We start from the raw sequence: 23,909 nt of genomic DNA, 5'->3' as shown, positions 1-23,909 counted from the left end.
TGCGTCAAATCACTGACCGTCAATGCCCGTTCGCGCTCGCGGGGCCAAGGCGAGCGCTACGGACGACCAGTCGGATCAGACGAGCCATCCTGGCTCGCTTCAAATAACGCCATGGCCTCGACATGTGCCGTCTGAGGAAACATATCGAGAATCCCGGCACGTTTTAACCGGTAGCCCTGCTTGATCAATTCGACCGTATCGCGCGCCAGAGTTGCAGGGTTGCACGACACGTACACCAGCCGTTTGGCGCCCAGGGTCGCCAGTTTGCGCACCACCTCGAAAGCACCGTCGCGCGGTGGGTCCAAGAGTACCGCAGAAAAGCCGTTTCCGATCCACTCGGCATCGGTCAAAGGCTGGGATAAATCGGCCTGAAAAAACTTTGTGTTATGCAAATTGTTGCTAGCAGCATTGGCCGCCGCGCGATCGACCATGGTCTGCACGCCTTCGACCGCCACCACTTCACGCGCGGCTTTCGCCAGCGGCAGGGCGAAGTTGCCCAGGCCGCAGAACAGGTCGAGCACGCGCTCATCGCTCGTCGGTTTCAACCAGTCCAGCGCCTGGGCGACCATGGCCTCATTGACCCCGGCGTTGACCTGGATGAAATCCCCCGGCCGGTAAGCCAGTTGCAGATTCCATTGTTCCAGGCGGTAACCGAGCGACTGTGCATCATCCACCGGCTGCGGTTCGCCTTCGCCATGCAGCCAGAGTTGCGCTTCATGGAACGCGCAGAAATCCTTGAGGATCGTCAGGTCGGCCTCGGACAGCGGCGCCATGTGACGCAGCAGGACGGCAAGTGACGAGCCACTGAACAATTCGACATGCCCCAGCGCCTGAGGCTTGCTCAAGCGCCGAAGCATCTCCGGCAAACGGGCCATGATCGGTTGCAAGGGCTGTACCAGCACCGGGCATTCGCTGATCGCGACGATGTCCTGGCTGCCGGCGGCGCGGAAACCGACTTCGAGCGTCTTGGCCTTGCTGTCCCAGCGCACGGCGATCCGGGCGCGGCGACGGTAGCCGAATTCGGGACCGGTCAACGGCGCCGCCCACTCCTGGGGCTCGGCACCGGCGACTCGCGACAACTGCTCGGCGAGCATGCGCTGTTTCAGGGCAAGCTGTTCGTTGTGGGGCAGATGCTGAACGCTGCAACCGCCGCAACGTCCGGCGTGCTGGCAAGGTGCGGGACGGCGCAATTGACTGGCGGTGAACACGCGCTCGGTGCGCGCCTCGACCACTTTGCCGTGGGCACCGAGCACCCGCGCTTCGACCTCTTCACCCGCCAGGGCGCCGAGGACGAACCAGGTTTTGCCTTCAAAAAACGCGATGCCGCGACCGTCATTGGCCAGGCGCTCGATGCTCAGGCGCTGCTTTTTGCCGGTCGGGATTTGCGCGGCCTTGCTGCCGCCGGTGGGCTGGAAGCGCAGGCCTCTCTCATGCTTGGCCATCAGTGGGGCGCGTCGAAAATGCCGGTCGACAGGTAACGGTCGCCACGGTCGCAGATGATCGCGACGATCACCGCGTTTTCAACTTCTCTGGACAGGCGCAGCATCGCTGCCACCGCACCGCCCGAGGACACGCCACAGAAGATGCCTTCTTCGCGGGCCAGGCGCCGGGTGACATCCTCGGCTTCGCTTTGCGCCATGTCGACGATGCGGTCGACGCGGTCGGCCTGATAGATCTTCGGCAGGTATTCCTGCGGCCAGCGGCGGATGCCGGGAATGGCCGAGCCTTCCATCGGTTGCAGGCCGACGATCTGCACGTTGTCGTTCTGCTCCTTGAGGTAGCGCGACACGCCCATGATGGTGCCGGTGGTGCCCATGGAACTGACGAAATGGGTGATGGAGCCCTGGGTCTGACGCCAGATTTCCGGGCCGGTGGTGGTGTAGTGCGCTTCAGGATTGTCGCCGTTGGCGAACTGATCCAGCACCTTGCCACGGCCTTCGGCTTCCATCCGCTGGGCGAGATCGCGAGCGCCTTCCATGCCCTCTTCCTGGCTGACCAGAATCAGCTCTGCGCCGTAAGCGGTCATCGCCGCCTTACGTTCTGCGCTGGAGTTGTCCGGCATGATCAGGATCATCTTGTAACCCTTGATCGCGGCGGCCATCGCCAGGGCGATCCCGGTGTTGCCCGAGGTTGCTTCGATCAGCGTATCGCCTTCGTGGATCTGCCCGCGCAACTCGGCGCGGGTGATCATCGACAGCGCCGGACGATCCTTGACCGAACCCGCCGGGTTGTTCCCTTCGAGCTTGAGCAAAAGGGTGTTGCTGGTGACACCGGGCAGGCGCTGCAAACGCACCAGCGGCGTGTTGCCGACGCAATCGGCGATGGTTGGGTACTGCAAGGTCATGGCGTTTTTCGCAATCCGGACTGCGGGGGCGCCTATCATACCGGCAAACCTGCGCAGGCCATATCACGCAAAGTGTGGTGCTTATGGCTTATCGGAATAAGGCGTCAGTTTAAGCCTCCTCTGACTGCGCAACATTCAAAGCATAGAACTCATGAAGTTTGGCCTGGAGAAGCTGCTTGTCCGGCAGTTGCACCTTATATTCGGCAATCAGTGCGGGTGAAAGGCTGCGATTGAGCGCGTACTCCACCACTTCATCTTCCTTGCTGGCACAGAGCAACACGCCGATAGCGGGATTTTCGTGGGGTTTTCGCGCATTTCGATCCAGCGCTTCCAGATAGAAGTCGAGCTTGCCCAGATACTCCGGCTCGAAGCGCCCGACCTTGAGCTCGATCGCCACCAGACAGTTGAGACCGCGGTGGAAGAACAGCAAGTCCAGGGCGAAATCCCGCCCACCCACCTGTAAAGGATATTCGGAACCAACAAAACAGAAGTCACGGCCCAACTCGATCAGGAACTCCTTGAGGCGCGACAGCAACCCTTGATGAAGATCCGTTTCGGCGTGAGCGCCCGGCAAGTCGAGGAATTCGACCATGTAGGAATCGCGGAAAATCTCGAGTGCAGATGGATGAGTCTGCTTCAGGACTGCGGAGACGTTTGCCGGTTCTGTGACGCTTCGCTCAAACAGGGCCGCCTTGAATTGGCGCTCAAGCTCACGCTTCGACCACTTTTCCTGGACGGCCATCCGCAAGTAGAACTCTCGTTCTTCCGGACGTTTGCTTTGGCTGAAAATGATCACGTTATGCGACCAGGACAATTGTCGCGCCAGTGGCGCGACTTTTTCTTCGCAGCGGTAAAACTCATAGAACTGGCGCATGCGAAACAAGTTAGAACGGGTAAAACCGCGCAACCCCGGCTGCGTCCGGGCCAGATGTTCAGCCAATTGACCGACGACCGAATCGCCCCATTCAGCCAGTTCAATCTTGCGACTGATATGGGCGCCGACCTGCCAATACAACTCGATCAGCCGGGTATTGACCGCCTGAATAGCCTGGTGCTTGGCACTGTTTATCAGCGCGAGCACTTCATTGAAACGGTCGCAGGATGAGTTGTCGGAAACGCCGGGGGCAGTCATGCAAGACACCTTGAGGATCATTTGAAGCCTGAGCTTAAACGTTCAAGGAAGCGTGAAATTACCGCCCATTACCCTTAGGAAACATCGTACAAAAACTCAAGATTGCTCCGACAAAAGAGCCAAAAGGCAACCATGAAGACTTCATCGCGTGCAGGTTCGCTCCTACAAAAGAACGGAGCTTTTCACACGGGTTGCGGGCGGCTCATGCCAACTGTGGGAGCTGGCTTGCCAGCGATGGCGTCGGGAGCGACAACACTGTCATCCGCCACCAACCGCAGATTCAGCCGCAATCCCGATGGCCCATTCTCGGCCCACAAGATTCCGCCCTGGCGTTGCACCGCGTTCCTCGCGATGCTCAGCCCCAGACCAAACCCACCATCCCCCGGCCGCGAGCCGTCGAGTCGAATGAAGGGCGAGAAGATCCGCTCAAGATCGGCTTCGGCCACGCCGCCACCTTCGTCCTCCAGCCACAGGTGCCAGTAGTCGCCATCCCGCCGACCGTCGAGCCGCACGATGCCGCCCGGTGGCGAATGTCGAATCGCATTGCGCAGAATGTTTTCCAGGGCCTGGGCCAGGGTGTTGAGATTGCCGCGCACCCAGCAGGAAGCGTCGACGCCACACTGCAACTGCCCCACCGGATAGCAGCTTTCGTAGCAGGCGTTTTCCGTGAGCATTTCCCACAGCGCCTGAATCTGGATCGCTTCGTCCGGCAATGGGGCGCGTTCGGTGTCGAGCCAGGCCAGTTGCAGGGTGTCTTCCACCAGCCGCTGCATCACGTCGATTTCGCGACCGATACGTTCGCGCAGCGGTTGCAACTGCTGCTCGCTTTCGCTGGCAACCCGCAACCGGCTCAGGGGCGTGCGCAATTCGTGGGACAGGTCGCGCAACAGCTGTTGTTGCAGGGCCACGGTGGATTGCAGGCGTTCGGACATCGAGTCGAAGGCACGGGCCAGTTCGCCAAGCTCATCGGGGCGCTGGGTGATGCCGCTGGACAACCGCACATTCAATTGATCGGCACGCCACGCATTGGCCTGCTCGCGCAGATTGTTCAGCGGCACCACCAGCAGGCGATACAGGCCGACGCACAGCAGCAAGGTGAACAGACCGGGAATCACACCATTGGTGATGACTCGCCAGAACACCCGATATTTCCCCGGCAGGAATCGCTCGGGCAACTCGATGACCAGGCTGCCCGCGGTCGGATCAACGGGGAACGGTACCCGCAGCCACGGCCGGCCCTTTTTGTGAATCGGCCAGTCAAGGCCTCGCAGGAAGGTCAGGCGCTGAAGCTCCTGAGCGTTCAATGGCTGACTGCCCAGCGACTGCAGATTGCCGCCGATCACGCCGACCCAGCCAGCTTCGCGCAGCTCCATGCTCTGCAACCAGCTATCGATACCATCGCGCTCGCCTTGCTGCCAGGCGCGCTCCGCCTCAGCGGCATAACGACTCAGGGTGCGACGGGCGTCATCGGAGAGGAACTGATTGCGCTGTTCCATATACCAGCCCCAGGACCAGCTCAGCCAGATCATCAACAGACAGAACGCCACCAGCAGGCAGGCGAGTTTCCAGAACAGCGAGTGCCGGCCCGGCAGGTCAGACACTTTCATCGACGGCACTCAGGACGTAACCCTTGCCCCACACCGTGCGCACTTCGCGCTCGGTGTAACCGACCGACTTGAGTTTGCGGCGGATCTGGCTGATGTGCATATCAAGGCTGCGATCATGGGCCGCGTATCCGCGCTGCAGAACGTGCTGATAAAGGAAGGCCTTGCTCAGCACTTCCTCGTCGTTGCGATTGAGGGTTTCCAGCAGGCGGTATTCGCTGCGGGTCAGGCCGGCGGGCTGATCGCGGTAGAACACCTCGCACTGCTCGTCGTCGAAACGCAGCCCGCCGACCGGCACCACCGGGACCACGGCCGCCGGGCGACGGTCAAGGGCGACCCGGCGCAGGATCGCCTCGATCCGCACATGTAGCTCGGCCATGCTGAAGGGTTTGGGCAGATAGTCGTCTGCGCCGAGACGGAATCCGCTGATGCGGTCGGCTTCGGCACCCAGCGCCGACATCAGCAGCACCGGGGTGGAATGACTCTGACGCAGTTGGGTCAGGACATTCAGACCGTCGAGCCCCGGCAACAGAATGTCCATCAACACCACATCGAACGGCTGGCGCCGGGCAATGCTCAGGCCTTCGCTGCCGTTCTGGCACCAGGTCACCTGAAAACCGCTGCGGCCCAATTGTTCATGGACATAGGCACCGAGGACAGGATCGTCTTCGATGGAAAGAATGCGGGGTTGGCCAATAGAGACAAGAGTCATGACTATCTGCAAATAATTCTCAGTTGGGCGATTATTCAAGATTGCCCGGCGCCCGGCAACCCAAGCTTGACCTGTCGGACAGATGACAGGTGCCCAAGTGAAGAACAACGACATCATTTTTCCCGACAATGTCCCTGAGCAAATCGCTACACTGCGCCGATACCGCGTGCCGGACGCACGTGTGAGTCAACGATCAGCGGGATGCAGGAGAAAGGCGTGCTCAAGAAACTGGGAATCAAAGGTCGCGTATTGTTGCTGACCCTGTTGCCGACCAGCCTGATGGCACTGGTGCTGGGCGGGTATTTCACCTGGACGCAGCAGTCCGACCTGCAAACCCAACTGATGCAGCGCGGCGAAATGATTGCCGAGCAACTGGCCCCGCTGGTGGCACCGGCCATGGGCCACGGCGATGCCGAACTGCTCGAGCGCATCGCCACCCAGTCCCTCGAACAACCGGACGTGCGCGCCGTGACCTTCCTCGGGCCCGACCGCTCTCCCCTCGCCCACGCCGGCCCGACCATGCTCAATCAGGCGCCGAGCGGCGACAGCGCGCACTTGCTGCGACGCAGCGGCAACGACGCCACCCGCTATCTGCTGCCGGTCTTCGGCAAACACCGCAACCTCGCCGGCGAGCTGATCCCGCAAGAGTCCGACCGCCTGCTCGGCTGGGTCGAACTGGAGCTGTCGCACAACGGCATGTTGCTGCGCGGCTATCGGAGCCTGTTCGCCAGTCTGTTGCTGATTGGCGCGGGACTGGCCGGCGCCGCATTGCTGGCCTTGCGCATGGGCCGCACGATCAACCGCCCGCTGAGCCAGATCAAACAGGCCGTCGCGCAGCTCAAGGACGGTCACCTGGAAACCCGTCTGCCGCCGTTGGGCAGTCAGGAACTGGATGAACTGGCGTCCGGTATCAACCGCATGGCCGGCACCCTGCAAAACGCCCGGGAAGAATTGCAGCACAGCGTCGATCAGGCCACCGAAGACGTGCGCCAGAACCTGGAAACCATCGAGATCCAGAACATCGAACTGGACCTGGCGCGCAAGGAAGCGCTGGAAGCGAGCCGGATCAAGTCCGAATTCCTCGCCAACATGAGCCACGAGATCCGCACGCCGCTCAACGGCATTCTGGGGTTCACCCACCTGTTGCAGAAAAGCGAACTGACCCCGCGCCAGCTCGACTACCTGGGCACCATCGAAAAGTCCGCCGACAGCCTGCTGGGGATCATCAACGAGATCCTCGATTTCTCGAAGATCGAGGCCGGCAAACTGGTGCTCGACCATATTCCGTTCAACCTGCGCGACCTGCTGCAGGACACCCTGACCATCCTCGCCCCCGCCGCCCACGCCAAGCAGCTGGAACTGGTGAGTCTGGTGTACCGCGACACACCGTTGTCGCTGGTCGGCGATCCGCTGCGCCTCAAGCAGATCCTGACCAACCTGGTGAGCAACGCGATCAAGTTCACCCGCGAAGGCACGATCGTCGCCCGCGCCATGCTCGAAGAAGAAAACGACGACAGCGTGCAGTTGCGCATCAGCATTCAAGACACCGGCATCGGCCTGTCGAACCAGGACGTGCGCGCATTGTTCCAGGCCTTCAGCCAGGCCGACAATTCGCTGTCGCGCCAACCCGGCGGCACCGGTCTGGGGCTGGTGATTTCCAAGCGCCTGATCGAACAGATGGGCGGCGAAATCGGTGTCGACAGCACGCCGGGCGAAGGTTCGGAATTCTGGATCAGTCTGAACCTGCCCAAGACCCGCGACGACGCCGAAGACCTGCCCGCCGCACCGTTGCTCGGGCGCCGGGTGGCGGTGCTGGAAAACCACGAACTGGCGCGTCAGGCCCTGCAGCATCAACTGGAAGACTGCGGCCTCGACGTCACGCCGTTCAATACCCTGGAAAGCCTGACCAATGGGGTCACCGGCGCCCATCAGACCGATCAGGCCATCGATCTGGCCGTGCTCGGCATCACCAGCAACGACATGCCGCCAGAACGCCTCAACCAGCACATCTGGGACCTTGAGCACCTCGGTTGCCGAGTGCTGGTGTTGTGCCCGACCACCGAACTGACGCTGTATCACTTGTCCGTGCCCAACCCCCACAGCCAGCTGCAATCGAAACCGGCCTGCACCCGCAAACTGCGCCGGGCGTTGTCGGACATGGTCAATCCACGCCAGCCGCGCAGCGAACCGGGTGAACCGTTGTCGAGCCGTGCGCCGAAAGTGCTGTGCGTGGACGACAACCCGGCCAACCTGTTGCTGGTGCAGACGCTGCTCGAAGACATGGGCGCCAAGGTGCTGGCCGTGGAAAGCGGTTACGCCGCGGTCAAGGCGGTGCAGAGCGAAAGCTTCGATCTGGTGCTGATGGATGTGCAGATGCCCGGCATGGACGGACGCCAGAGCACCGAAACGATTCGCCAGTGGGAAAGCGAGCGGCATTGCACGCCGCTGCCGATCGTCGCCCTCACCGCTCACGCCATGGCCAATGAAAAACGCGCGCTGCTGCAAAGCGGCATGGACGACTACCTGACCAAGCCGATCAGCGAACGGCAACTGGCGCAGGTCGTGCTGAAGTGGACTGGCCTGGCGCTGCGCAATCAGGCGCCAGACCGTGGCAGTGAAAGCCTGCTGGGCCATCAGGAACTGCCGATTCTCGATCACGAAGAAGGTTTGCGCCTGGCTGCCGGCAAGGCGGATCTGGCGGCGGACATGCTGGCGATGCTGCTGGCTTCACTTGAGGCCGACCGCGAAGCCATCCGCACCGCCCGCGACCATCAGGATCAGAACGCTCTGCTCGAACGGGTGCACCGCCTGCATGGCGCCACTCGCTACTGCGGTGTGCCGCAATTGCGCGCCGCCTGCCAGCGCAGCGAAACCCTGCTCAAGCAGCAGGACCCCAAGGCCTCGACCGCGCTGGACGAATTGGAACGGGCGATCAATCGTCTGGCGGCCCAGGCGAAGATCAGCGCCTGATCCACGGCAATGCCGATCAACGCCGACGCGGCTACAGTTGTCGCGGGTGATTTGCGCCCGCGTCGATGCTCCAGGAGGATTTCATGCGCACGATCGTTTTCAGCAGCCAGACCTACGACCGCGACAGTTTCCTCGCCGCCGACTGCCCGACCGGGATCGAACTGTACTTTCAGCCAGCCCGGCTCAGCCTCGACACGGCAGCGTTGGCCGAACACCACGAGGTGGTCTGCGCATTCATCAACGATGACCTCAGCGCCCCTGTGCTCGAACGTCTGGCCGCCGGCGGTACACGCCTGATCGCCTTGCGTTCGGCCGGCTACAACCATGTGGACCTGGCCGTTGCCAAACGCCTCGGGCTGGCCGTCGTGCGTGTACCGGCCTACTCGCCCCACGCGGTGGCGGAGCATGCGGTGGCGTTGATCCTCGCCCTCAACCGCCGTCTGCACCGGGCCTACAACCGCACCCGCGAAGGCGATTTCAGCCTGCATGGTCTTACCGGTTTTGACCTGGTAGGCAAAACGGTCGGCATCGTCGGCACCGGGCAGATCGGCGCGACGTTCGCGAAGATCATGCACGGCTTCGGCTGCGAACTGCTGGCCTACGACCCTCATCCGAATCCCGCCGTCGAAGCCTTGGGCGCGCGCTACCTGAGCCTGCCGGATCTGCTGGCGCAAGCGCGGATCATCAGCCTGCACTGCCCGCTCAACGAGCAGAGCAGACACCTGATCAACCGCGACTCGCTGGCGCACATGCAACCGGGGGCAATGCTGATCAACACCGGGCGGGGCGGTCTGGTGGACACGCCGGCGCTGATCGACGCCCTGAAGGACGGCCAACTCGGTTATCTGGGACTGGATGTGTATGAAGAGGAAGCGCAGCTGTTTTTCGAGGACCGTTCCGACCTGCCGCTACAGGACGACGTGCTGGCGCGGCTGCTGACGTTCCCGAATGTGATCGTCACCGCGCATCAGGCGTTTCTGACCCACGAGGCGCTGGACGCGATTGCCGCAACCACCCTGCACAACATCGCGACCTGGGCGGCGGGTACGCCGCAGAACCAGGTCGAGGGCTGAACGATCGGACTCAGACCGGAGGCGGTGTCGGGGTAATCGCCACGCACAGGATCAACAGCGCCAGCCAGCCGAACCCCAGTAAACGTTGCTTGAGGGAGTGCCCGCTGCGCAGCAGGAACCAGACAAACACCAGCGGCATCAGAAACGCCATGATCTTCAGCCAGCCTTCCACCGGGCGCGAGCCGTCCGGGTTCAACACCGGCTCGACCGGCTGCGAACGACGGCGTCGCCCCGCCGCGGCCGGCATGATCTTCGGCCGCTCGGGTGCCGGCGGCGGAACATAAGCCTCGGGCACAGCCTTGTTGCGCGGCAGGCTGCCAAAGGAAATTGTCGACGTGCCCGTCTGGGCGTGCGAAGCAGGCGCCTCTGCCAGCGGGGCCCCGCAATGAATGCATGCCGTCGCTTCGGAGCTGATGCTCCGCTTGCATTCATAACATTCGATCAGCGCCATGTTCCGTTCCTTGAAAATGAAGGCGGCAGTTTGCCACGACTGCGGTGTCGATTTGAACCGGATCGAAGGTCGCACGCGCGCATCATTCTGCAATCAAGCCCGTGCTAGCATGTCGCGCATATTTGGAGGACCCATGGTCGAACACGATTTCCGCTACACCCTGATGAACCCGCAACACACCCTCACCGAATGCCGCGCCCTGGTTCCGGGCCGTTATCAGGTCACCGGCAACGGTGGCTCGATCCGCATCGGCGACGTGCTGGTCGTGACCCTCAAAGGCAGCAAGGACTTGTCCATGCGCCTGACCGTCGACACCGTCCGCCACCTGATCAACCCGCCGGGCCAATGGACGGCCATGACCACCGGCCCGGTATTCGGTGAACTGGCGATCCACACCTGGCAGGTCAACTGCGACAGCTGCGCCAAGGCGCTGAGCTTCGAATTCGCCGTGGACGCCAAGTTGGGCAAGCCTGCGGAAAAACCGGCCGCCACCGCCCGCATCGCCGAGCTGGGCTGGAAAGCCGTCGGCGACAAGCACCTGTGCCCGAAATGCCAGGAGCCGGCGTGATGAAACACCTGGCCCTGACCGCTGTTGTCGGCGCCGGCCTGATGGGTTGCGCCGCCGAGCCTGTGCAACTGCAACAGAACCGCAGCTACATTCTGGAATGGATCGGCGAGCGTCCGCTGATGGACTACAGCCACCTGACCGTGACCCTGGGCGATGATGGACGGGCGTATGGCAATGGCGGCTGCAACCACTGGTTCGCGCCGTACACCCTGGATGGCGACAAGCTGAGCTTCGGCAAGATCGGCAAGACCCGCAAACTCTGTGCCCCGGCGCTGATGGAGCAGGAGCAACGCTTCCTCCAGGCCCTGGAGCATGTGGAGCGCTGGGACATCTCGCCGATCGAACAGATGCGCTTCTGGCCGGCCGAAGGCAAGCCGTTGCGCTGGTGGCTGGAAGAAGGCTGATCCTGCTGCACCGAATGATCGTTCCCACGCTCTGCGTGGTAACGATCAGCCAAAACGAATCAGTTGGTCGCCTGCAACGCCTCAAGCTTCGCCATCACCCCCGCCGCTGTCTGCTCGCCCAGCAACTGTTCCCGCACCTTGCCCTTGTTGTCGATGATGTAGGTCACCGGCAAGGCTTCGCTGCGCGGCAGTTCGAACAGGTCCGCCGGATCCTGCGCCAGCACCGTGAACCTGATGCCCAGTTTTTCGCTGGCGCTCTTCAGTTCTTCACCCTGCACGTTGTCGAAGTTGACCCCGAACACGCCGATCTTCTTGCCCTTGAGCTCTTCGGCCAGGTGATTGAGTTCCGGGATTTCCGTGCGGCACGGGCCGCACCATTCAGCCCAGTAGTTGAGCACGACCCATTGCTTGTCGAGGCGCTCGGACGCCACTTTCTGCCCGTTCTGGTCGATACCGTAGTCGTTGCCGCAGCCCCCCAGCATCAACGCCCCGATGATCGTCAATGCCGCTGCCAGTGCCCGTGTCATGTCGTGTTCCTTGTGAAAAATTGAATGCGCCTGCGACCCTTCGCCTCTCAAGGTTCTGGATTACGCGCTGCACAGTTAGAATAGCCGCCACTCTACGCAAGAAGCGACCCGCCCATGACCGATCTGACGCTTTATCACAACCCGCGCTGCTCGAAATCCCGCGGTGCGCTCGAACTGCTCGAAGCCCGTGGCCTGACGCCGAACGTGGTGCGCTACCTCGAAACACCGCTGGACGCCGCGCAGATCAAGGCCTTGCTCGGCAAGCTGGGAATCAGCGCACGGCAACTGCTGCGCACCGGCGAAGACGAGTACAAGACCCTGAACCTGGCCGATGCCAGTCTCACCGAGCAACAATTGATCGACGCCATCGCGGCGCACCCGAAGTTGATGGAGCGTCCGATTCTCGAAGCCGGCGACAAAGCCATTATCGGCCGTCCACCGGAGCAGATCCTGGAGCTGCTGCCGTGAGTGCGCCGTACATTCTGGTTCTGTATTACAGCCGCAGCGGTTCGACCAACGAGATGGCCCGGCAGATTGCCCGTGGCGTCGAACAGGCCGGACTCGAAGCGCGCCTGCGCACCGTGCCGGCGATCTCCACCGAGTGCGAAGCGGTTGCGCCGGACATTCCGGATGAAGGCGCGCTGTACGCCACTTTGGATGATCTGAAGAACTGCGCCGGCCTCGCCCTCGGCAGCCCGACCCGTTTCGGCAACATGGCCGCGCCGCTCAAGTACTTCCTCGATGGCACCAGCAACCTGTGGCTGACCGGTGCACTGGTCGGCAAGCCGGCCGGGGTGTTCACCTCTACCGCCAGCCTGCACGGCGGTCAGGAAACCACGCTGCTGTCGATGATGCTGCCGCTGCTGCACCACGGCATGCTGATCACCGGCCTGCCCTACAGCGAGTCGGCGCTGCTGGAAACCCAGGGCGGCGGCACGCCGTACGGCGCCAGCCATCACGCCGGGGCCGACGGCAAGAGCGGCCTCGATCAGCACGAAGTGGCGCTGTGCCGCGCCCTCGGTGCGCGCCTGGCCAAGACGGCCCGGAAACTGGGGAGCTGAGATGGCCAGAAAGCCGAAAGTCCTGCCCGCGGTCGAGTGGCTGGAGCCACGGGTGCGGGCGATGCGAGTGATCAGTCTGCTGTGCTTTTTCGGCCTGGCCGGATTGCTCGCCGCGTATTACCTGGTGTTCGCCGACCTGCATGGCGCGCGGCCGTGGGTGATTCTGCTGATCGAACTGATTCCTTGGCTGGTCATGGCACCGGGGATGATCATGGGCAGCGCACGCGGGCATTCGTGGATGTGCTTTGTGGTGAACCTGTATTTCATCAAGGGCGCACTGGCGGCGTACGACCCGAGCCGGCAGCTGTTTGGCGTACTGGAGATGATCGCCAGTCTGGCAGTGTTCTGCTCGGCGTTGCTGTATGTGCGCTGGCGGTATCAGCTGAACCGCAAACTGGCCGGCGAAGGCGAGATTTCCGTCACCTGACAGCGCTCCAACGCCAAGATCGTTCCCACGCAGAGCGTGGGAACGATCAAGTGCAGTACTTCTCAATGGTTGACGGTGTACGCCAGCATCATCGAGATCTGGCTCATCGGCCGCCCACCGCTCTCTTCATGCCACTGGTTGAACGCGTTCTGCACCGTCGCCAGATCCCGAAGACTGCTCGGCACCTTGTCGACGATCTTCTGCGCATTCAGTGCCGCGACCACGTCGTAGCTCGGCACAAAGGTGTCCTTGCCGACCATCCGCAGGAACCTTGGCGCCGACAGCCCACCCAATTGGTGGCCGTGCTTTTTCAGGTAGGTCCACAGGCCGACAATATCCGTCACCGGCCAGTCAGCGAGCAACGCGCCGAAACTGCCCTTCTCCTTCTCGACGTCCAGAATGAACTGCGCATTGCGCGGCACGCTTTTGAGTTTGCCCAGGTGGCGGATGATCCGCGCATCCTGCATCAGCCGCTCAAGGTGTTCGGCGCTCATCAGTACGACTTTTTCCGGGTCGAACTTGAAAAACACTTCCTCGAAAGCCGGCCACTTGGCGTCCACCAGACTGTGCTTGAGTCCGGCACGAAACACCCGCAGAGCCATGGTCGAGAGGTAACGGTCATCGCTGATCTTGCGCAGTTGCGCCGGGGTCTTGGGAACGGGCAGATGGGCTTCCAGTTCAGCCGCCGAACCGAAGCGGTTCAGACAGTATTCGTGCAGCCACTTGTAGTCGCGCATGCCCTCTCCTAAAAAATGAATTGAAAACGGCGCCCTCGAGCGCCGTTTCTTTCGAGCGATCGGATCGCTTACAGGTTCACCACATTGACGAATCGCGAAGCCGCCGTCTCGTCGATCTTCAGGCTAGTGAAGTCAAACAGATTGCGGTCGGCCAGTTGCGAAGGAATCACGTTCTGCAGGCTGCGGAAAATGCTTTCGGTACGCCCCGGGGTCTTGCGCTCCCAGTCCTGGAGCATTTCCTTGACCACCTGACGCTGCAGGTTTTCCTGGGAACCGCAGAGGTTGCACGGGATGATCGGGAACTGCTTGAAGTCCGAGTAAGCCTGGATGTCTTTCTCGTTGCAGTAGGCCAGCGGACGGATCACCACGTTACGCCCGTCGTCGGCGCGCAGCTTCGGCGGCATGGCCTTGAGGCTGCCGTTGAAGAACATGTTGAGGAAGAACGTCTCGACGATGTCGTCGCGATGATGACCGAGGGCCATTTTGGTCGCGCCGATTTCGTCGGCGAAGGTGTACAGCGTGCCGCGACGCAGGCGCGAGCACAGCGAGCAGGTGGTCTTGCCTTCCGGGATCAGCTCCTTGACCACCGAGTAGGTGTCCTTCTCGACGATGTGGTACTCGATGCCCAACTCTTTCAGGTAGGCCGGCAGCACGTGCTCGGGGAAACCCGGTTGCTTCTGGTCCATGTTCACGGCGACGATCTCGAACTTGATCGGTGCAACCTTCTGCAGGTGCATCAGCACGTCGAGCATGGTGTAGCTGTCCTTGCCCCCGGACAGGCAGACCATGACCTTGTCGCCGTCTTCGATCATGTTGAAGTCGGTGACGGCTTCGCCGGCCAGGCGGCGCAGGCGCTTTTGCAGTTTGTTCTGGTTGACCGTAAGAGTGCCCATGACGCGAAATCCGTGAGGTGTGACGAAAGGCGGGCATTTTACGCAAAAACACTTCGCTTGTGGCCACAGGTTGTCGCCGCCTGCAGCACCCGTACGCACAGACCCCGACGCGATTACCCCGGCGTTTTACAGCGCGATTTGCTCTAAGCCCCTATCACCTGTGCGGTTAAGACCTTTCTATACTGCGACATAAGGTCGCACACAATCTGAAGACCTGTATTTGCTCGGCCGCATTGGCCCGTAGGCGCTCCGCTGGGGGGCGACGGCAATAACGAGAGGAGTGACTGGCATGATCCATCACGTAGTGGGACTTTTTACCCACCCCGATCAGGAATGGAAGGAAATCCGTGGCGACCAGGAAGAAAGCATCAGCCACATGTACCTGACGCACACGCTGATTCTGGCGGCAATTCCCGCTGTTTCGGCATTTATAGGCACGACTCAGGTCGGCTGGGTGATCGGCAACCGCGCACCGGTGATGCTCACCGTCGAAAGCGCGTTGTGGATGACGATCATGTCCTACCTGGCAATGCTCGGCGGGGTCGCGGTCATGGGTGCCTTCGTGCACTGGATGGCCCGCACCTACGACGCCAACCCGAGCCTGGCCCGTTGCGTGGCATTTGCCACCTACACCGCGACACCGCTGTTCGTCGGCGGGCTGGCGGCGCTGTACCCGCACATGTGGCTGGGGATGATCGTCGGCACGGCGGCCATCTGCTACACGGTTTACCTGCTGTATGTGGGGCTGCCGACCTTCATGAACATTCCGTCTGACGAGGGCTTCCTGTTTTCCAGCTCGGTACTGGCGGTGGGTCTGGTGGTGCTGGTGGCCATCATGGCGTTCACCGTGATTGTCTGGGGACTGGGCGTGGGGCCCGTCTACACCAATTAGCCTGCGGTTCCTCCCGAGAAGAACAAGATCCGCCAACACAGGCCGCCGCAAGGCGGCCTTCTCATGCCTGAAACAGACGTCGCGACCATTCGGCAGTCGGGTGATACGCAAGACTGGAAGGTTGCGGCATACTCCAAACCTCTGGAGATCCATCAAGCATGCCCGAGCAACTCAATACCCGCGTCGAAGACTGTTTCCAACTCGCTGAATCCTTTTTCAAACGTTCTTTCAAACGCCCCGTGGTGAGCCTCAAGCTGCGCGGGCAAAAAGCCGGGGTCGCGCATCTGCACGAGAACCTGCTGCGCTTCAATCCGCAGCTGTACCGGGAAAACACCGAACACTTCCTCAAGCAGACCGTGGCCCACGAAGTCGCGCACCTGATCGCCCATCAACTGTTCGGCGACCGCATCCAGCCCCACGGCGAGGAGTGGCAACTGATCATGCGTGGCGTCTACGAATTGCCGCCGGATCGCTGCCACACCTATGAAGTCAAACGTCGCAGCGTGACCCGCTACATCTATAAATGCCCGTGTGCGGATAGCGATTTTCCGTTTTCGGCGCAGCGCCATAGCCTGGTACGGCAAGGTCGGCGCTATTTGTGCCGCCGCTGTCGCAATACGCTGGTGTTCAGTGGCGAGATGCGGGTCGAGTAATTCCCCATCTCGTTCCCACGCTCTGCGTGGGAACGATCTTCTAACTGGGAACTGCGAGCTACGCGATGACTTTCGCGGCACGTAATTCGGCAATCCGCTCAGGGCTCAACCCCAACTCCGCCAACACCTGATCCGTATGCTGCCCCAGCGCCGCGCCAACATGCCGCGGCGCCGGCAATGCCTCGGAGAACTTCAGCGGGCACGCCATCTGCGCCTGCGCCGAGCCATCTCCACGCGGCACCGGCGTCACCAGTTCCCGCGCCTGCAATTGCGGATGCTGCACCGCCTCGCTCAGGTTCAACACCGGTTCGACACAGGCGTCGATCCCGGCGAACAACTCGCACAGTTCAGCAAAGTCATGCTTCTCGAACTCGACTTTCAAGGCTTCCTTGAGCGCCCGTTGCTGTTCGGGTCTGGGTGACAAGCCCTGCGCCGCCAGTTCCGGCCTTCCCAGCGCCGTACACAGTGGCTGCATGAAGGCCGGTTCCAGACTGCCCACCGACATCCAGCGTCCGTCGCGGGAGCGGTAGTAATCGTAGAAACTGCCGCCATTGAGCATCTGATCTTCCCAACCCGGCTCCTCGCCGCAGGCCAGATACCCGGCACCGGCCATGGCGTTCAGGCTGAACGCGCAGTCGGTCATGCTCACGTCCAGGTGTGTGCCCTGCCCGGTTTGCTGGCGGGAAATCACCGCTGCCAACAGGCCGATCACCCCGTGCAGCGAGCCGCCAGCAATGTCCGCCACCTGCATGCCCAGTGGCAACGGCCCATTGTCGGCGCGCCCGGTATAACTGGAGAGCCCGGCCAGCGCCAGATAGTTGATGTCGTGGCCGGCGCGGTCCTTGTAGGGCCCGGTCTGGCCGTAACCGGTGATCGACACATAAATCAGCTTCGGATTGATCGCCTTCAGCACCTCGTAACCCAGCCCCAGCCGCTCCATCACCCCGGGACGAAACTGCTCCAGCACGATGTCGTAGTCCGCCAGCAGCTGTTTGACCAGCTCCAGCGCCTCGGGCTGCTTGAGGTCCAGCGCCAGGCTGCGCTTGTTGCGGTTGAGATAAGCGTGACTGGCCGAGCCCCCGTGATCGTGAGGCGGCAACACCCGCACCAGGTCGAGGCGGGTCGGCGATTCGATGCGCAGCACTTCGGCGCCCATGTCCGCCAGCAACAGCGAGGCGAACGGCCCCGGCAGCAGGGTCGAGAAATCCAGAATTTTCAGTGAGGCCAGCGGTGCAGACATGGGCAATCTCCATCAACGATGCCTGCAGCCTAGGCAGCCATCGGCGATGGGGCAATTACCGGATGCATCAGTTGCGCTGACCGTTGCGCTCAAACAGCAGGCAAGAAAAAACCCGCCGAAGCGGGTTTTTCCATTCAAGCGATGCTTACTTCACACTGCTCGGGGTCGGGCCTTCGGCCACGCCCAGGTCGTCTTCTTCACGCTCGTCGGAGATACCGCGACCGCCCGAGGCCAGCTCGGATTGCAGCACGTCGGTGTCCAGCTCCTTGACCCACTTGGCCACGACGATGGTCGCTACAGCGTTGCCGACCAGGTTGGTCAGGGCACGGGCTTCGGACATGAAGCGGTCGATACCCAGGATCAGCGCCAGACCGGCCACCGGCAGGTGACCTACCGCCGACAGAGTGGCCGCCAGTACGATGAAGCCCGAACCGGTCACACCGGCTGCGCCTTTGGAGGACAGCAGCAGCACCAGCAGCAGGGTGATCTGATGGGTGATGTCCATGTGGGTGTCGGTCGCCTGAGCGATGAACACGGCCGCCATGGTCAGGTAGATCGAGGTACCGTCGAGGTTGAACGAGTAGCCGGTCGGGATGACCAGACCCACCACCGATTTCTTCGCGCCCAGACGCTCCATCTTGATCAGCATGCGTGGCAGCGCCGATTCGGAGGAGGACGTACCCAGTACGATCAACAGTTCTTCACGGATGTAGCGCACCAGCTTCAGCACGCTGAAACCATGAGCCCGGCAGATCGAGCCCAGAACCACCAGCACGAACAGGATGCAGGTGATGTAGAAGCAGATCATCAACTGGCCCAACTGCACCAGCGAGCCGACACCGTAGGCACCGATGGTGAAGGCCATGGCACCCAGCGCACCCAGCGGCGCCAGCTTCATGATCATGTTGATGATGTTGAACATGACGTGGGCGAAACGATCGATCAGGTCCAGCAGCGGACGACCGTACGAACCCAGGCGATGCAGCGCATAGCCGAAGATCACCGAGAACATCAACACTTGCAGGATGTCACCGGTGGCAAACGCGCCGACGATGGTGTTCGGGATCACGTTGAGGAGGAAGCCAACGATGCTCTGGTCTTTACTGGCCGTCACATAGGTGGCGATTTTCGAGGCGTCCAGGGTGGTCACGTCGATGTGCATGCCGGCGCCCGGTTGCACAACGTTGACCACGACCAGACCGATCAGCAGGGCAATGGTGGAAACGATTTCGAAGTACAGCAGCGCGTAGCCGCCGGTCTTGCCCACGGACTTCATGTTCTGCATGCCGGCGATGCCGCTGACAACGGTACAGAAGATGATCGGCGCAATGACCATTTTGATCAGTTTGATGAACCCGTCACCCAGTGGCTTGAGCGCCACACCGGTCTGTGGGTAGAAGTGACCGAGCAGGATGCCGATGGCGATGGCAACGATCACCTGGAAATACAGGGATTTGTACAGTGGCTGACGAGTCGTCATTGCAAAGTTCCTCAAGAGTCCCGCGTGGCAACATCCATCTGTTGAACGCGACACTTGAATTGCGAACCCTCCTGCACTGGAGGGATTTGTTGTGTCGAACGGCGCTTTTCCGGACCGGCTCGGCGCACGCTTCTGTCGCTCTTATCGCAAACGTCGTGCCACTTTGGTGCAAATCGCTGTAAGCCTTTTGATATCAGGGGATGCGTTTTTTTCTGTGTCACTGTTCGGTGACTCAAGTGTGGCGGATTTCCGCCAACTCCCGCGACCTCGTCCTACAATTTGGCGGAAATCCGCCTTGTTACCGGTCAGAGGCAGCCGCTACCATCGGTCGCCAGAGGAAGGATCTGCCGCCCATGCGCGAACGCACCATCGCCAGTCACTTTGCCCGCGCCGCCCTGGGTGGCGCACGGCGCTCGGGTTACGACTATTCGGACCTGCTGCAGCAACTGGGCATCAGCCCCGAACTGCTCGACGAGCCGCGCGCGCGGATCCCCCCGGAGCAATTCACCCAACTGATCCAGAACCTGTGGCTGGCGCTGGACGACGAATACCTGGGCTTCGGCAACGCGCCGAGCAAACCCGGCAGCTTCGCCATGATGTGCCATGCGATCATTCATTGCCGCAGCCTGGAGAAGGCTCTGCAACGCGGCTTGCTGTTTTACAGCCTATTCCCCGAAGCCCCGCGCCTGACCCTGACCCATGAAGACGAATGGGTGCGCCTGAGCCTCGACGATGCGCAATTGTGGGATCCGGATCACTTTCTCAGCGAAAGCCTGCTGGTGATCTGGCATCGCCTCGGCAGTTGGCTGATCGGCCAGCGGATCCGTCTTGAACAGGCCAGTTTCAGCTACCCGAAACCGGCGCACGGGGCGGAATACGATCTGCTGTTTTCCTGCCCGCTGGCATTTTCGGCAACGCACAGCAGCCTGCTGTTTCACAGCCGTTACCTGCACATGCCGCTGTTGCAGGACGAACGCACCCTCAAACATTTCCTCGAACGCTCCCCCGCCGACCTGCTATCCCGCCCGGACGACGGCAACAGCCTGAGCAGCCGGCTGCGGCGCTTGCTCAGCCAAGACAGCGCGCGCTGGCCGGACCTGGAAGCCGTGGCCGCGCACCTGCACATCAGCCCGCAAACCCTGCGCCGGCATTTGCGCGAGGAAGGCACCAGTTTTCAGGAATTGAAGGATCAGTTGCGACGGGACATTGCGATCTATCACCTGGGGCGGGCCGATCTGTCGTTGCAACAGATCGCCGAACAGCTCGGGTTTTCCGAGCCGTCGGCGTTTCACCGGGCGTTCAAGAAGTGGACGGGGCTGACGCCAGGGGCTTATCGGGCGCAAGAACTCTGAAAAAGGTCATTCGCCATAGAAGGAAACAAACTGGGCACTTTGCCTCCCTGCTGAACCTTCCTTTCTGCTGATAGGGTTCCCCTTCAAGACAATCACCCTCCGCAACCTTTGCATCTGGCAGGAAGCCTGATGCGCACGGAGCTTCATGAAGGAACGACCATGCTTCAATCACCCCTTGCAACCCTCACCACACTTGCCTTGCCATTCCTGTTAACGGGGTGCCTGGTAAATCCAGTACAGCCTTCCATTGATCCAACGCCGTACGAGACGCCTGAATATCGGGCTCAGAAAGCTCTGGCAATCGTCAATGCGTCGGCTCTCTATGCTCGTGGCGGCACCGGTCAGGATGTGGCTGTAGCCATTGTCGACTCGGGTTTAAACGACAATCTGCCGGAGTTTCAGGGCAGGCTGAGGGATCCGGGATTCGATTATGTCGAAAACCGGGTCGGCACCCTCGACCGAATTGGTCACGGCACCCAGATGGCCGGCATTCTGGCGGCCAACAAGGACGACAAAGGCATGCACGGTATTGCCTTCGGCGCTCAGTTGATCCCCTATCGCTTCGGTGACGACAACGAACCATTTTTCTTTGATAGCGAGATAGCCCAATCCTGGCAAGCTGGTTTCGACAAGGGCGCGCGAATCTTCAACAACTCCTGGGCCAACGCCATCCCGGCGACCGAGATCAATGAGGCGCGCTACAACCAGGTCATGCCGGAATCATTGGCCACAGCGCGGAATATGGTTCAGGAAGGGGCAGTCTTCGTGTTCCCGACCGGAAACGAGTTGAAACGGGAACCCTTGGCCGAGCCTGGTTTGCCGCTCGCCCTGCCTGAACTTGAAAAAGGCTGGATCGCGGTGGTTGCCCTCAAGAGCGACGGCAGCACCATCAATGCAAAATCCAACTACTGCGGCGTGGCGGCAGCCTGGTGCATCGCTGTACCGGGCGGTGACTCAGGTTCCGACCAAGGCCTGTTGACCACCAACAAGAATGGTCAATACACCGAGACCGCTGGCACGTCGCCCGCTGCCGCGCTGGTTAGCGGAGCGCTCGCAGCCCTGCAAAGCCGCTATCCGGAACTCACGCCGCAACAAGTCCGCGAACGCCTGCTGAGCACCGCGAACCGGACAGGCATCTATGCAAACAGTGAAGCGTACGGTCGGGGCCTGCTGGATCTTGAAGCAGCTTCTCGCCCGGCCCCGCAGCCCATGGTTGATTGACGGGGCCGAGGCCGGCGAACATGACGGGCTGACACAATAGCAGTGAAAGCAATGCGGCTGATGTCATCGCCGATTTGCTGCCAGCAGGGGCCGAAAGGTCAACGTTTACATTGTCGGGAAATGAATCCTGAACGCCGCTCCGCCCATCGGTGAATCCCCCAGCGTCAGTTTCGCGCTGTAGCTCTCGATGATGTCCTTGACCACCGCCAGCCCGATCCCCTGCCCTGGATGCTGGCGATCCAGGCGTTCGCCGCGTTCGAGAATCCGTGCGCGCTGATCCGGTGGTACGCCGGGGCCGTCGTCTTCGATGCACAGGTCGATTCCGCAATGGCTTTCGCGCACGCTGATGCGCACTTCGCCCAGGCACAGGCGATAGGCGTTTTCCAGCAGGTTGCCCATCATCTCCAGCAAGGCGCCCTGCTCGATCGGCACGTAACAGTGCTCCGGCAGATCGAAGGCGACGCGCACATGTTTGTCGCGGTAGACCTTGTCCAGCGTGTCGCACAGGCTTTGCAGCACCGGGCGCAGGCGCACCTGATGGCGCACCAGACCACTTTTGCGAAGGCTGGCGCGTTGCAACTGGTAGCCGATCTGCTGGCTCATGCGTTCGATCTGGGTTTGCAGCACCCAGGCCTGATCGCGGTCTTCGGGACGCTGGGCCATGTCTTCGCTGACGCCTTGCAATACCGCCAGCGGGGTTTTCAGGCTGTGAGCCAGATCGTCGAGGGAGTCGCGGTAACGGCTGCGCTGCTGACGTTCGCTGTGCAGCAGGCGGTTGAGCGAACCGGTCAGGCGCAGCAGTTCACGCGGGTGTTGTTCGCTGAGGCTTTCGAGGGTTCCGCCTTCGATTTCGTCGAGTTCCTGACTGAGCCGGCGCAAGGCTTTCAAGCCCCAGGTCAGGCCGATCCACAGCAGCGCCAGCAGCACCAGCAGCGCCGCACCGAAACCGAGGTAGAGGTTTTCCCGCAGGCCTTCGAGGGTGGTTTCGTACTCGCGCACCGGTTGCAGGGCCACGATACTGAAGGCTGCGCTCTTGCCGCCGAGCAGTTTGACTTCAACGTCGTAGACGAAGAATTCCTGACCGTTGGCCTCGCGGATTCGCGCGAACTCGTTGCCGAGGCCGTCGTAGCGCGGTGTGTAGTTGATCTTCTCTTCCTGGGTGCCCTTCGAACGCCAGACCAGATGCCCTTCGCGGTCGTAGATGTAGCCAAGCAAGCGATTGTCGGTGAGGTTGAAGCGCTCGTCGGGCAACTGTGCCGGCATCATCAGGTGGTTGTTTTCAACCCGCGCGGCGGAGATCAGCGTAGTGACGTCGGACGCCAGCCGCTGCTCGATCGAGTCCTGCAGCGCCAGGCTGAACGCGCCCTGCATCGCCGGGAGCAACGCGAGCATGAACAACACCGCCAGGGTGGTGGCGGCGAGCATCAGCCGGACGCGAAGGGAGCGGATCAAGTGCAGCGCTCATTGAACAGGTAACCGAGGCCGCGCACGGTGTCGATCGGTTTGAACCCGGCCGGGCCTTCGAGCTTGCGGCGCAGACGGCCGACCAGCACTTCAATCACGTTCGGATCGCGCTCGTCGTCATCCGGGTACAACTGTTCCATCAGCCGATCCTTGGGCACCACTTGCTGGTGATGACGCATGAGGTATTCGAGGATCCGGTATTCGTAGGCGGTCAGCGCCAGCGGTTGCTCATCGAGGCTCGCCTGCTTGCGATTCAGGTCCAGCAGCAACGGGCCGGCAACGATGGTCGACTGGGTGAAACCGCTGGAGCGACGCAGCAAGGCATTGAGCCGCGCTTCGAGTTCTTCGAACTGGAACGGCTTGACCAGATAATCGTCAGCCCCGGCAGCCAGGCCTTCGACCTTGTCCTGCCAGTTGCCGCGCGCGGTGAGGATCAGGATCGGAAACGTCTTGCCGCCCGAGCGCAGTTGGCGAATCAGGTCGAGGCCACTCATGCCCGGCAGGCCGAGGTCGATCACCGCCAGGTCAAAGTTGAATTGCCCGGTCTGGTACAACGCCTCTTCGGCGTTGGCCACGGATTCGACCACGTGACCGCTCTCCGTCAGGCGGGTTTGCAGGTGATGGCGCAACAGCGCTTCATCTTCGACGACCAACAGTTTCATGACGCTCTCCCGGGTAAATCGACAACTCCAAAGGCTTTCGCC

At 61.6% G+C, this 23,909-nt stretch carries 24 protein-coding genes; 11 read left to right on the top strand and 13 right to left on the bottom strand.

Annotated features, from left to right (window positions below; all coding sequences use genetic code 11):
• Positions 1 to 56: 56 nt before the first annotated feature.
• The 5 genes from rlmD to ACKJSM_RS02400 all read right to left on the bottom strand — a co-directional run bounded on the left by rlmD (position 57) and on the right by ACKJSM_RS02400 (position 5,792).
• Positions 57 to 1,442, bottom strand: a complete 1,386-nt coding sequence (gene rlmD, locus ACKJSM_RS02420) for a 23S rRNA (uracil(1939)-C(5))-methyltransferase RlmD (RefSeq protein ID WP_410236535.1) — start codon at positions 1,440 to 1,442, stop codon at positions 57 to 59.
• Positions 1,442 to 2,344 carry a cysteine synthase CysM gene (gene cysM, locus ACKJSM_RS02415; protein ID WP_339487414.1) on the bottom strand — a complete coding sequence of 301 codons (903 nt, stop codon included), beginning with the start codon at positions 2,342 to 2,344 and terminating at the stop codon, positions 1,442 to 1,444. The genes rlmD and cysM overlap by 1 nt, the downstream gene beginning before the upstream one ends.
• Before the next feature lie 109 nt (positions 2,345 to 2,453).
• Positions 2,454 to 3,476 (bottom strand): YhcG family protein, encoded by a 1,023-nt coding sequence (locus tag ACKJSM_RS02410; protein WP_410236534.1) that lies wholly within the window; start codon positions 3,474 to 3,476, stop codon positions 2,454 to 2,456.
• Positions 3,477 to 3,658: 182 nt separating this feature from the next.
• Positions 3,659 to 5,083, bottom strand: coding sequence for a histidine kinase sensor domain-containing protein (locus tag ACKJSM_RS02405; RefSeq protein WP_410236533.1), 1,425 nt, complete (start codon positions 5,081 to 5,083; stop codon positions 3,659 to 3,661).
• Positions 5,070 to 5,792 carry a response regulator transcription factor gene (locus tag ACKJSM_RS02400; protein WP_339487418.1) on the bottom strand — a complete coding sequence of 241 codons (723 nt, stop codon included), beginning with the start codon at positions 5,790 to 5,792 and terminating at the stop codon, positions 5,070 to 5,072. The genes ACKJSM_RS02405 and ACKJSM_RS02400 overlap by 14 nt, the downstream gene beginning before the upstream one ends.
• Before the next feature lie 216 nt (positions 5,793 to 6,008).
• Between ACKJSM_RS02400 and ACKJSM_RS02395 the strand changes: the two genes are divergently transcribed.
• Entirely contained in the window at positions 6,009 to 8,762 is a 2,754-nt protein-coding gene (locus tag ACKJSM_RS02395; protein ID WP_410236532.1) for a response regulator, read from the top strand.
• An 83-nt stretch (positions 8,763 to 8,845) separates the two neighbouring features.
• Positions 8,846 to 9,835 carry a 2-hydroxyacid dehydrogenase gene (locus ACKJSM_RS02390; RefSeq protein ID WP_410236531.1) on the top strand — a complete coding sequence of 330 codons (990 nt, stop codon included), beginning with the start codon at positions 8,846 to 8,848 and terminating at the stop codon, positions 9,833 to 9,835.
• Positions 9,836 to 9,845: 10 nt separating this feature from the next.
• On the opposite strand, the gene ACKJSM_RS02385 is transcribed toward ACKJSM_RS02390, so the two are convergent.
• The gene (locus ACKJSM_RS02385) at positions 9,846 to 10,286 is read right to left on the bottom strand and encodes a hypothetical protein (RefSeq protein WP_236177911.1); all 441 of its coding nucleotides are present in this window, start codon (positions 10,284 to 10,286) and stop codon (positions 9,846 to 9,848) included.
• 133 nt (positions 10,287 to 10,419) lie between these two features.
• Here ACKJSM_RS02385 and ACKJSM_RS02380 point away from each other — a divergent pair, with 133 nt between their 5' ends.
• Together ACKJSM_RS02380 and ACKJSM_RS02375 are read left to right on the top strand one after the other, a co-directional pair.
• Complete coding sequence (locus ACKJSM_RS02380) at positions 10,420 to 10,854, top strand: hypothetical protein (protein WP_236177910.1); 435 nt, start codon at positions 10,420 to 10,422, stop codon at positions 10,852 to 10,854.
• On the top strand, positions 10,854 to 11,258 hold the full coding sequence (locus ACKJSM_RS02375) for an META domain-containing protein (RefSeq protein ID WP_236177909.1): 405 nt from the start codon (positions 10,854 to 10,856) through the stop codon (positions 11,256 to 11,258). Before ACKJSM_RS02380 ends, ACKJSM_RS02375 begins: the two co-directional genes overlap by 1 nt.
• A 59-nt stretch (positions 11,259 to 11,317) precedes the next feature.
• Here ACKJSM_RS02375 and ACKJSM_RS02370 read toward each other — a convergent pair whose 3' ends face one another.
• Positions 11,318 to 11,785: a TlpA disulfide reductase family protein gene (locus ACKJSM_RS02370; RefSeq protein WP_236177908.1), complete on the bottom strand. Its 468-nt coding sequence runs from the start codon at positions 11,783 to 11,785 to the stop codon at positions 11,318 to 11,320.
• Between the two features lie 114 nt (positions 11,786 to 11,899).
• On the opposite strand from ACKJSM_RS02370, the gene arsC reads away from it, so the two are divergent.
• Genes arsC through ACKJSM_RS02355 form a run of 3 tightly spaced genes read left to right on the top strand, consistent with a single transcriptional unit; the run spans position 11,900 to position 13,273 of the window.
• On the top strand, positions 11,900 to 12,253 hold the full coding sequence (gene arsC, locus ACKJSM_RS02365; protein WP_339487425.1) for an arsenate reductase (glutaredoxin): 354 nt from the start codon (positions 11,900 to 11,902) through the stop codon (positions 12,251 to 12,253).
• The gene (gene wrbA, locus ACKJSM_RS02360; protein WP_236177906.1) at positions 12,250 to 12,846 is read left to right on the top strand and encodes an NAD(P)H:quinone oxidoreductase; all 597 of its coding nucleotides are present in this window, start codon (positions 12,250 to 12,252) and stop codon (positions 12,844 to 12,846) included. The genes arsC and wrbA overlap by 4 nt, the downstream gene beginning before the upstream one ends.
• Position 12,847: 1 nt before the next feature.
• Positions 12,848 to 13,273, top strand: a complete 426-nt coding sequence (locus ACKJSM_RS02355) for a DUF2069 domain-containing protein (RefSeq protein ID WP_236177905.1) — start codon at positions 12,848 to 12,850, stop codon at positions 13,271 to 13,273.
• 62 nt (positions 13,274 to 13,335) lie between these two features.
• Here the strand turns inward: ACKJSM_RS02355 and ACKJSM_RS02350 are convergent, their stop codons facing one another.
• Both ACKJSM_RS02350 and ttcA read right to left on the bottom strand, forming a co-directional pair.
• On the bottom strand, positions 13,336 to 14,010 hold the full coding sequence (locus ACKJSM_RS02350; protein ID WP_085683575.1) for a DNA-3-methyladenine glycosylase I: 675 nt from the start codon (positions 14,008 to 14,010) through the stop codon (positions 13,336 to 13,338).
• A 68-nt stretch (positions 14,011 to 14,078) separates the two neighbouring features.
• Positions 14,079 to 14,903 carry a tRNA 2-thiocytidine(32) synthetase TtcA gene (gene ttcA / locus ACKJSM_RS02345; RefSeq protein ID WP_011335493.1) on the bottom strand — a complete coding sequence of 275 codons (825 nt, stop codon included), beginning with the start codon at positions 14,901 to 14,903 and terminating at the stop codon, positions 14,079 to 14,081.
• Positions 14,904 to 15,192: 289 nt separating this feature from the next.
• Here ttcA and ACKJSM_RS02340 point away from each other — a divergent pair, with 289 nt between their 5' ends.
• Both ACKJSM_RS02340 and ACKJSM_RS02335 read left to right on the top strand, forming a co-directional pair.
• Positions 15,193 to 15,795: a Yip1 family protein gene (locus ACKJSM_RS02340; protein ID WP_007957761.1), complete on the top strand. Its 603-nt coding sequence runs from the start codon at positions 15,193 to 15,195 to the stop codon at positions 15,793 to 15,795.
• Between the two features lie 158 nt (positions 15,796 to 15,953).
• Positions 15,954 to 16,448, top strand: a complete 495-nt coding sequence (locus ACKJSM_RS02335; RefSeq protein WP_339487429.1) for a SprT family zinc-dependent metalloprotease — start codon at positions 15,954 to 15,956, stop codon at positions 16,446 to 16,448.
• A 58-nt stretch (positions 16,449 to 16,506) separates the two neighbouring features.
• Here the strand turns inward: ACKJSM_RS02335 and ACKJSM_RS02330 are convergent, their stop codons facing one another.
• Positions 16,507 to 17,688, bottom strand: a complete 1,182-nt coding sequence (locus ACKJSM_RS02330; protein WP_410236530.1) for a CaiB/BaiF CoA transferase family protein — start codon at positions 17,686 to 17,688, stop codon at positions 16,507 to 16,509.
• Positions 17,689 to 17,833: 145 nt separating this feature from the next.
• Positions 17,834 to 19,168 carry a dicarboxylate/amino acid:cation symporter gene (locus ACKJSM_RS02325; RefSeq protein ID WP_236177901.1) on the bottom strand — a complete coding sequence of 445 codons (1,335 nt, stop codon included), beginning with the start codon at positions 19,166 to 19,168 and terminating at the stop codon, positions 17,834 to 17,836.
• A gap of 353 nt (positions 19,169 to 19,521) precedes the next feature.
• Between ACKJSM_RS02325 and ACKJSM_RS02320 the strand changes: the two genes are divergently transcribed.
• Positions 19,522 to 20,520: an AraC family transcriptional regulator gene (locus ACKJSM_RS02320; protein WP_236177900.1), complete on the top strand. Its 999-nt coding sequence runs from the start codon at positions 19,522 to 19,524 to the stop codon at positions 20,518 to 20,520.
• 159 nt (positions 20,521 to 20,679) lie between these two features.
• Complete coding sequence (locus tag ACKJSM_RS02315) at positions 20,680 to 21,741, top strand: S8 family peptidase (RefSeq protein WP_410236529.1); 1,062 nt, start codon at positions 20,680 to 20,682, stop codon at positions 21,739 to 21,741.
• Positions 21,742 to 21,846: 105 nt separating this feature from the next.
• Here ACKJSM_RS02315 and ACKJSM_RS02310 read toward each other — a convergent pair whose 3' ends face one another.
• Together ACKJSM_RS02310 and ACKJSM_RS02305 are read right to left on the bottom strand one after the other, a co-directional pair.
• Positions 21,847 to 23,193: an ATP-binding protein gene (locus tag ACKJSM_RS02310; protein ID WP_410236528.1), complete on the bottom strand. Its 1,347-nt coding sequence runs from the start codon at positions 23,191 to 23,193 to the stop codon at positions 21,847 to 21,849.
• The gene (locus ACKJSM_RS02305) at positions 23,190 to 23,867 is read right to left on the bottom strand and encodes a response regulator transcription factor (RefSeq protein ID WP_236177897.1); all 678 of its coding nucleotides are present in this window, start codon (positions 23,865 to 23,867) and stop codon (positions 23,190 to 23,192) included. Before ACKJSM_RS02305 ends, ACKJSM_RS02310 begins: the two co-directional genes overlap by 4 nt.
• Between the last annotated feature and the right edge of the window lie 42 nt (positions 23,868 to 23,909).

The sequence above is a fragment of the Pseudomonas sp. PHC1 genome (genome assembly GCF_046487845.1).
Taxonomy (GTDB): domain Bacteria; phylum Pseudomonadota; class Gammaproteobacteria; order Pseudomonadales; family Pseudomonadaceae; genus Aquipseudomonas; species Aquipseudomonas sputi.
Note: the sequence above shows the minus strand (reverse complement) of the source record. Positions and strands in the feature narration are given on the sequence as shown.

Bases quoted from the DNA above. Each gene is read 5' to 3' on its own strand.
- ACKJSM_RS02380 (WP_236177910.1), top strand. From the start codon at position 10,420: ATGGTCGAACACGATTTCCGCTACACCCTGATGAACCCGCAACACACC.
- ACKJSM_RS02355 (WP_236177905.1), top strand. From the start codon at position 12,848: ATGGCCAGAAAGCCGAAAGTCCTGCCCGCGGTCGAGTGGCTGGAGCCA.
- ACKJSM_RS02405 (WP_410236533.1), bottom strand. From the start codon at position 5,083: ATGAAAGTGTCTGACCTGCCGGGCCGGCACTCGCTGTTCTGGAAACTC.
- ACKJSM_RS02330 (WP_410236530.1), bottom strand. From the start codon at position 17,688: ATGTCTGCACCGCTGGCCTCACTGAAAATTCTGGATTTCTCGACCCTG.
- cysM (WP_339487414.1), bottom strand. From the start codon at position 2,344: ATGACCTTGCAGTACCCAACCATCGCCGATTGCGTCGGCAACACGCCG.
- ACKJSM_RS02370 (WP_236177908.1), bottom strand. From the start codon at position 11,785: ATGACACGGGCACTGGCAGCGGCATTGACGATCATCGGGGCGTTGATG.
- ACKJSM_RS02390 (WP_410236531.1), top strand. From the start codon at position 8,846: ATGCGCACGATCGTTTTCAGCAGCCAGACCTACGACCGCGACAGTTTC.
- ACKJSM_RS02410 (WP_410236534.1), bottom strand. From the start codon at position 3,476: ATGACTGCCCCCGGCGTTTCCGACAACTCATCCTGCGACCGTTTCAAT.
- rlmD (WP_410236535.1), bottom strand. From the start codon at position 1,442: ATGGCCAAGCATGAGAGAGGCCTGCGCTTCCAGCCCACCGGCGGCAGC.
- ACKJSM_RS02400 (WP_339487418.1), bottom strand. From the start codon at position 5,792: ATGACTCTTGTCTCTATTGGCCAACCCCGCATTCTTTCCATCGAAGAC.
- arsC (WP_339487425.1), top strand. From the start codon at position 11,900: ATGACCGATCTGACGCTTTATCACAACCCGCGCTGCTCGAAATCCCGC.
- ACKJSM_RS02305 (WP_236177897.1), bottom strand. From the start codon at position 23,867: ATGAAACTGTTGGTCGTCGAAGATGAAGCGCTGTTGCGCCATCACCTG.
- ACKJSM_RS02335 (WP_339487429.1), top strand. From the start codon at position 15,954: ATGCCCGAGCAACTCAATACCCGCGTCGAAGACTGTTTCCAACTCGCT.
- ACKJSM_RS02340 (WP_007957761.1), top strand. From the start codon at position 15,193: ATGATCCATCACGTAGTGGGACTTTTTACCCACCCCGATCAGGAATGG.
- ACKJSM_RS02375 (WP_236177909.1), top strand. From the start codon at position 10,854: ATGAAACACCTGGCCCTGACCGCTGTTGTCGGCGCCGGCCTGATGGGT.
- ttcA (WP_011335493.1), bottom strand. From the start codon at position 14,903: ATGGGCACTCTTACGGTCAACCAGAACAAACTGCAAAAGCGCCTGCGC.
- ACKJSM_RS02325 (WP_236177901.1), bottom strand. From the start codon at position 19,168: ATGACGACTCGTCAGCCACTGTACAAATCCCTGTATTTCCAGGTGATC.
- ACKJSM_RS02320 (WP_236177900.1), top strand. From the start codon at position 19,522: ATGCGCGAACGCACCATCGCCAGTCACTTTGCCCGCGCCGCCCTGGGT.
- ACKJSM_RS02315 (WP_410236529.1), top strand. From the start codon at position 20,680: ATGCTTCAATCACCCCTTGCAACCCTCACCACACTTGCCTTGCCATTC.
- ACKJSM_RS02385 (WP_236177911.1), bottom strand. From the start codon at position 10,286: ATGGCGCTGATCGAATGTTATGAATGCAAGCGGAGCATCAGCTCCGAA.
- ACKJSM_RS02350 (WP_085683575.1), bottom strand. From the start codon at position 14,010: ATGCGCGACTACAAGTGGCTGCACGAATACTGTCTGAACCGCTTCGGT.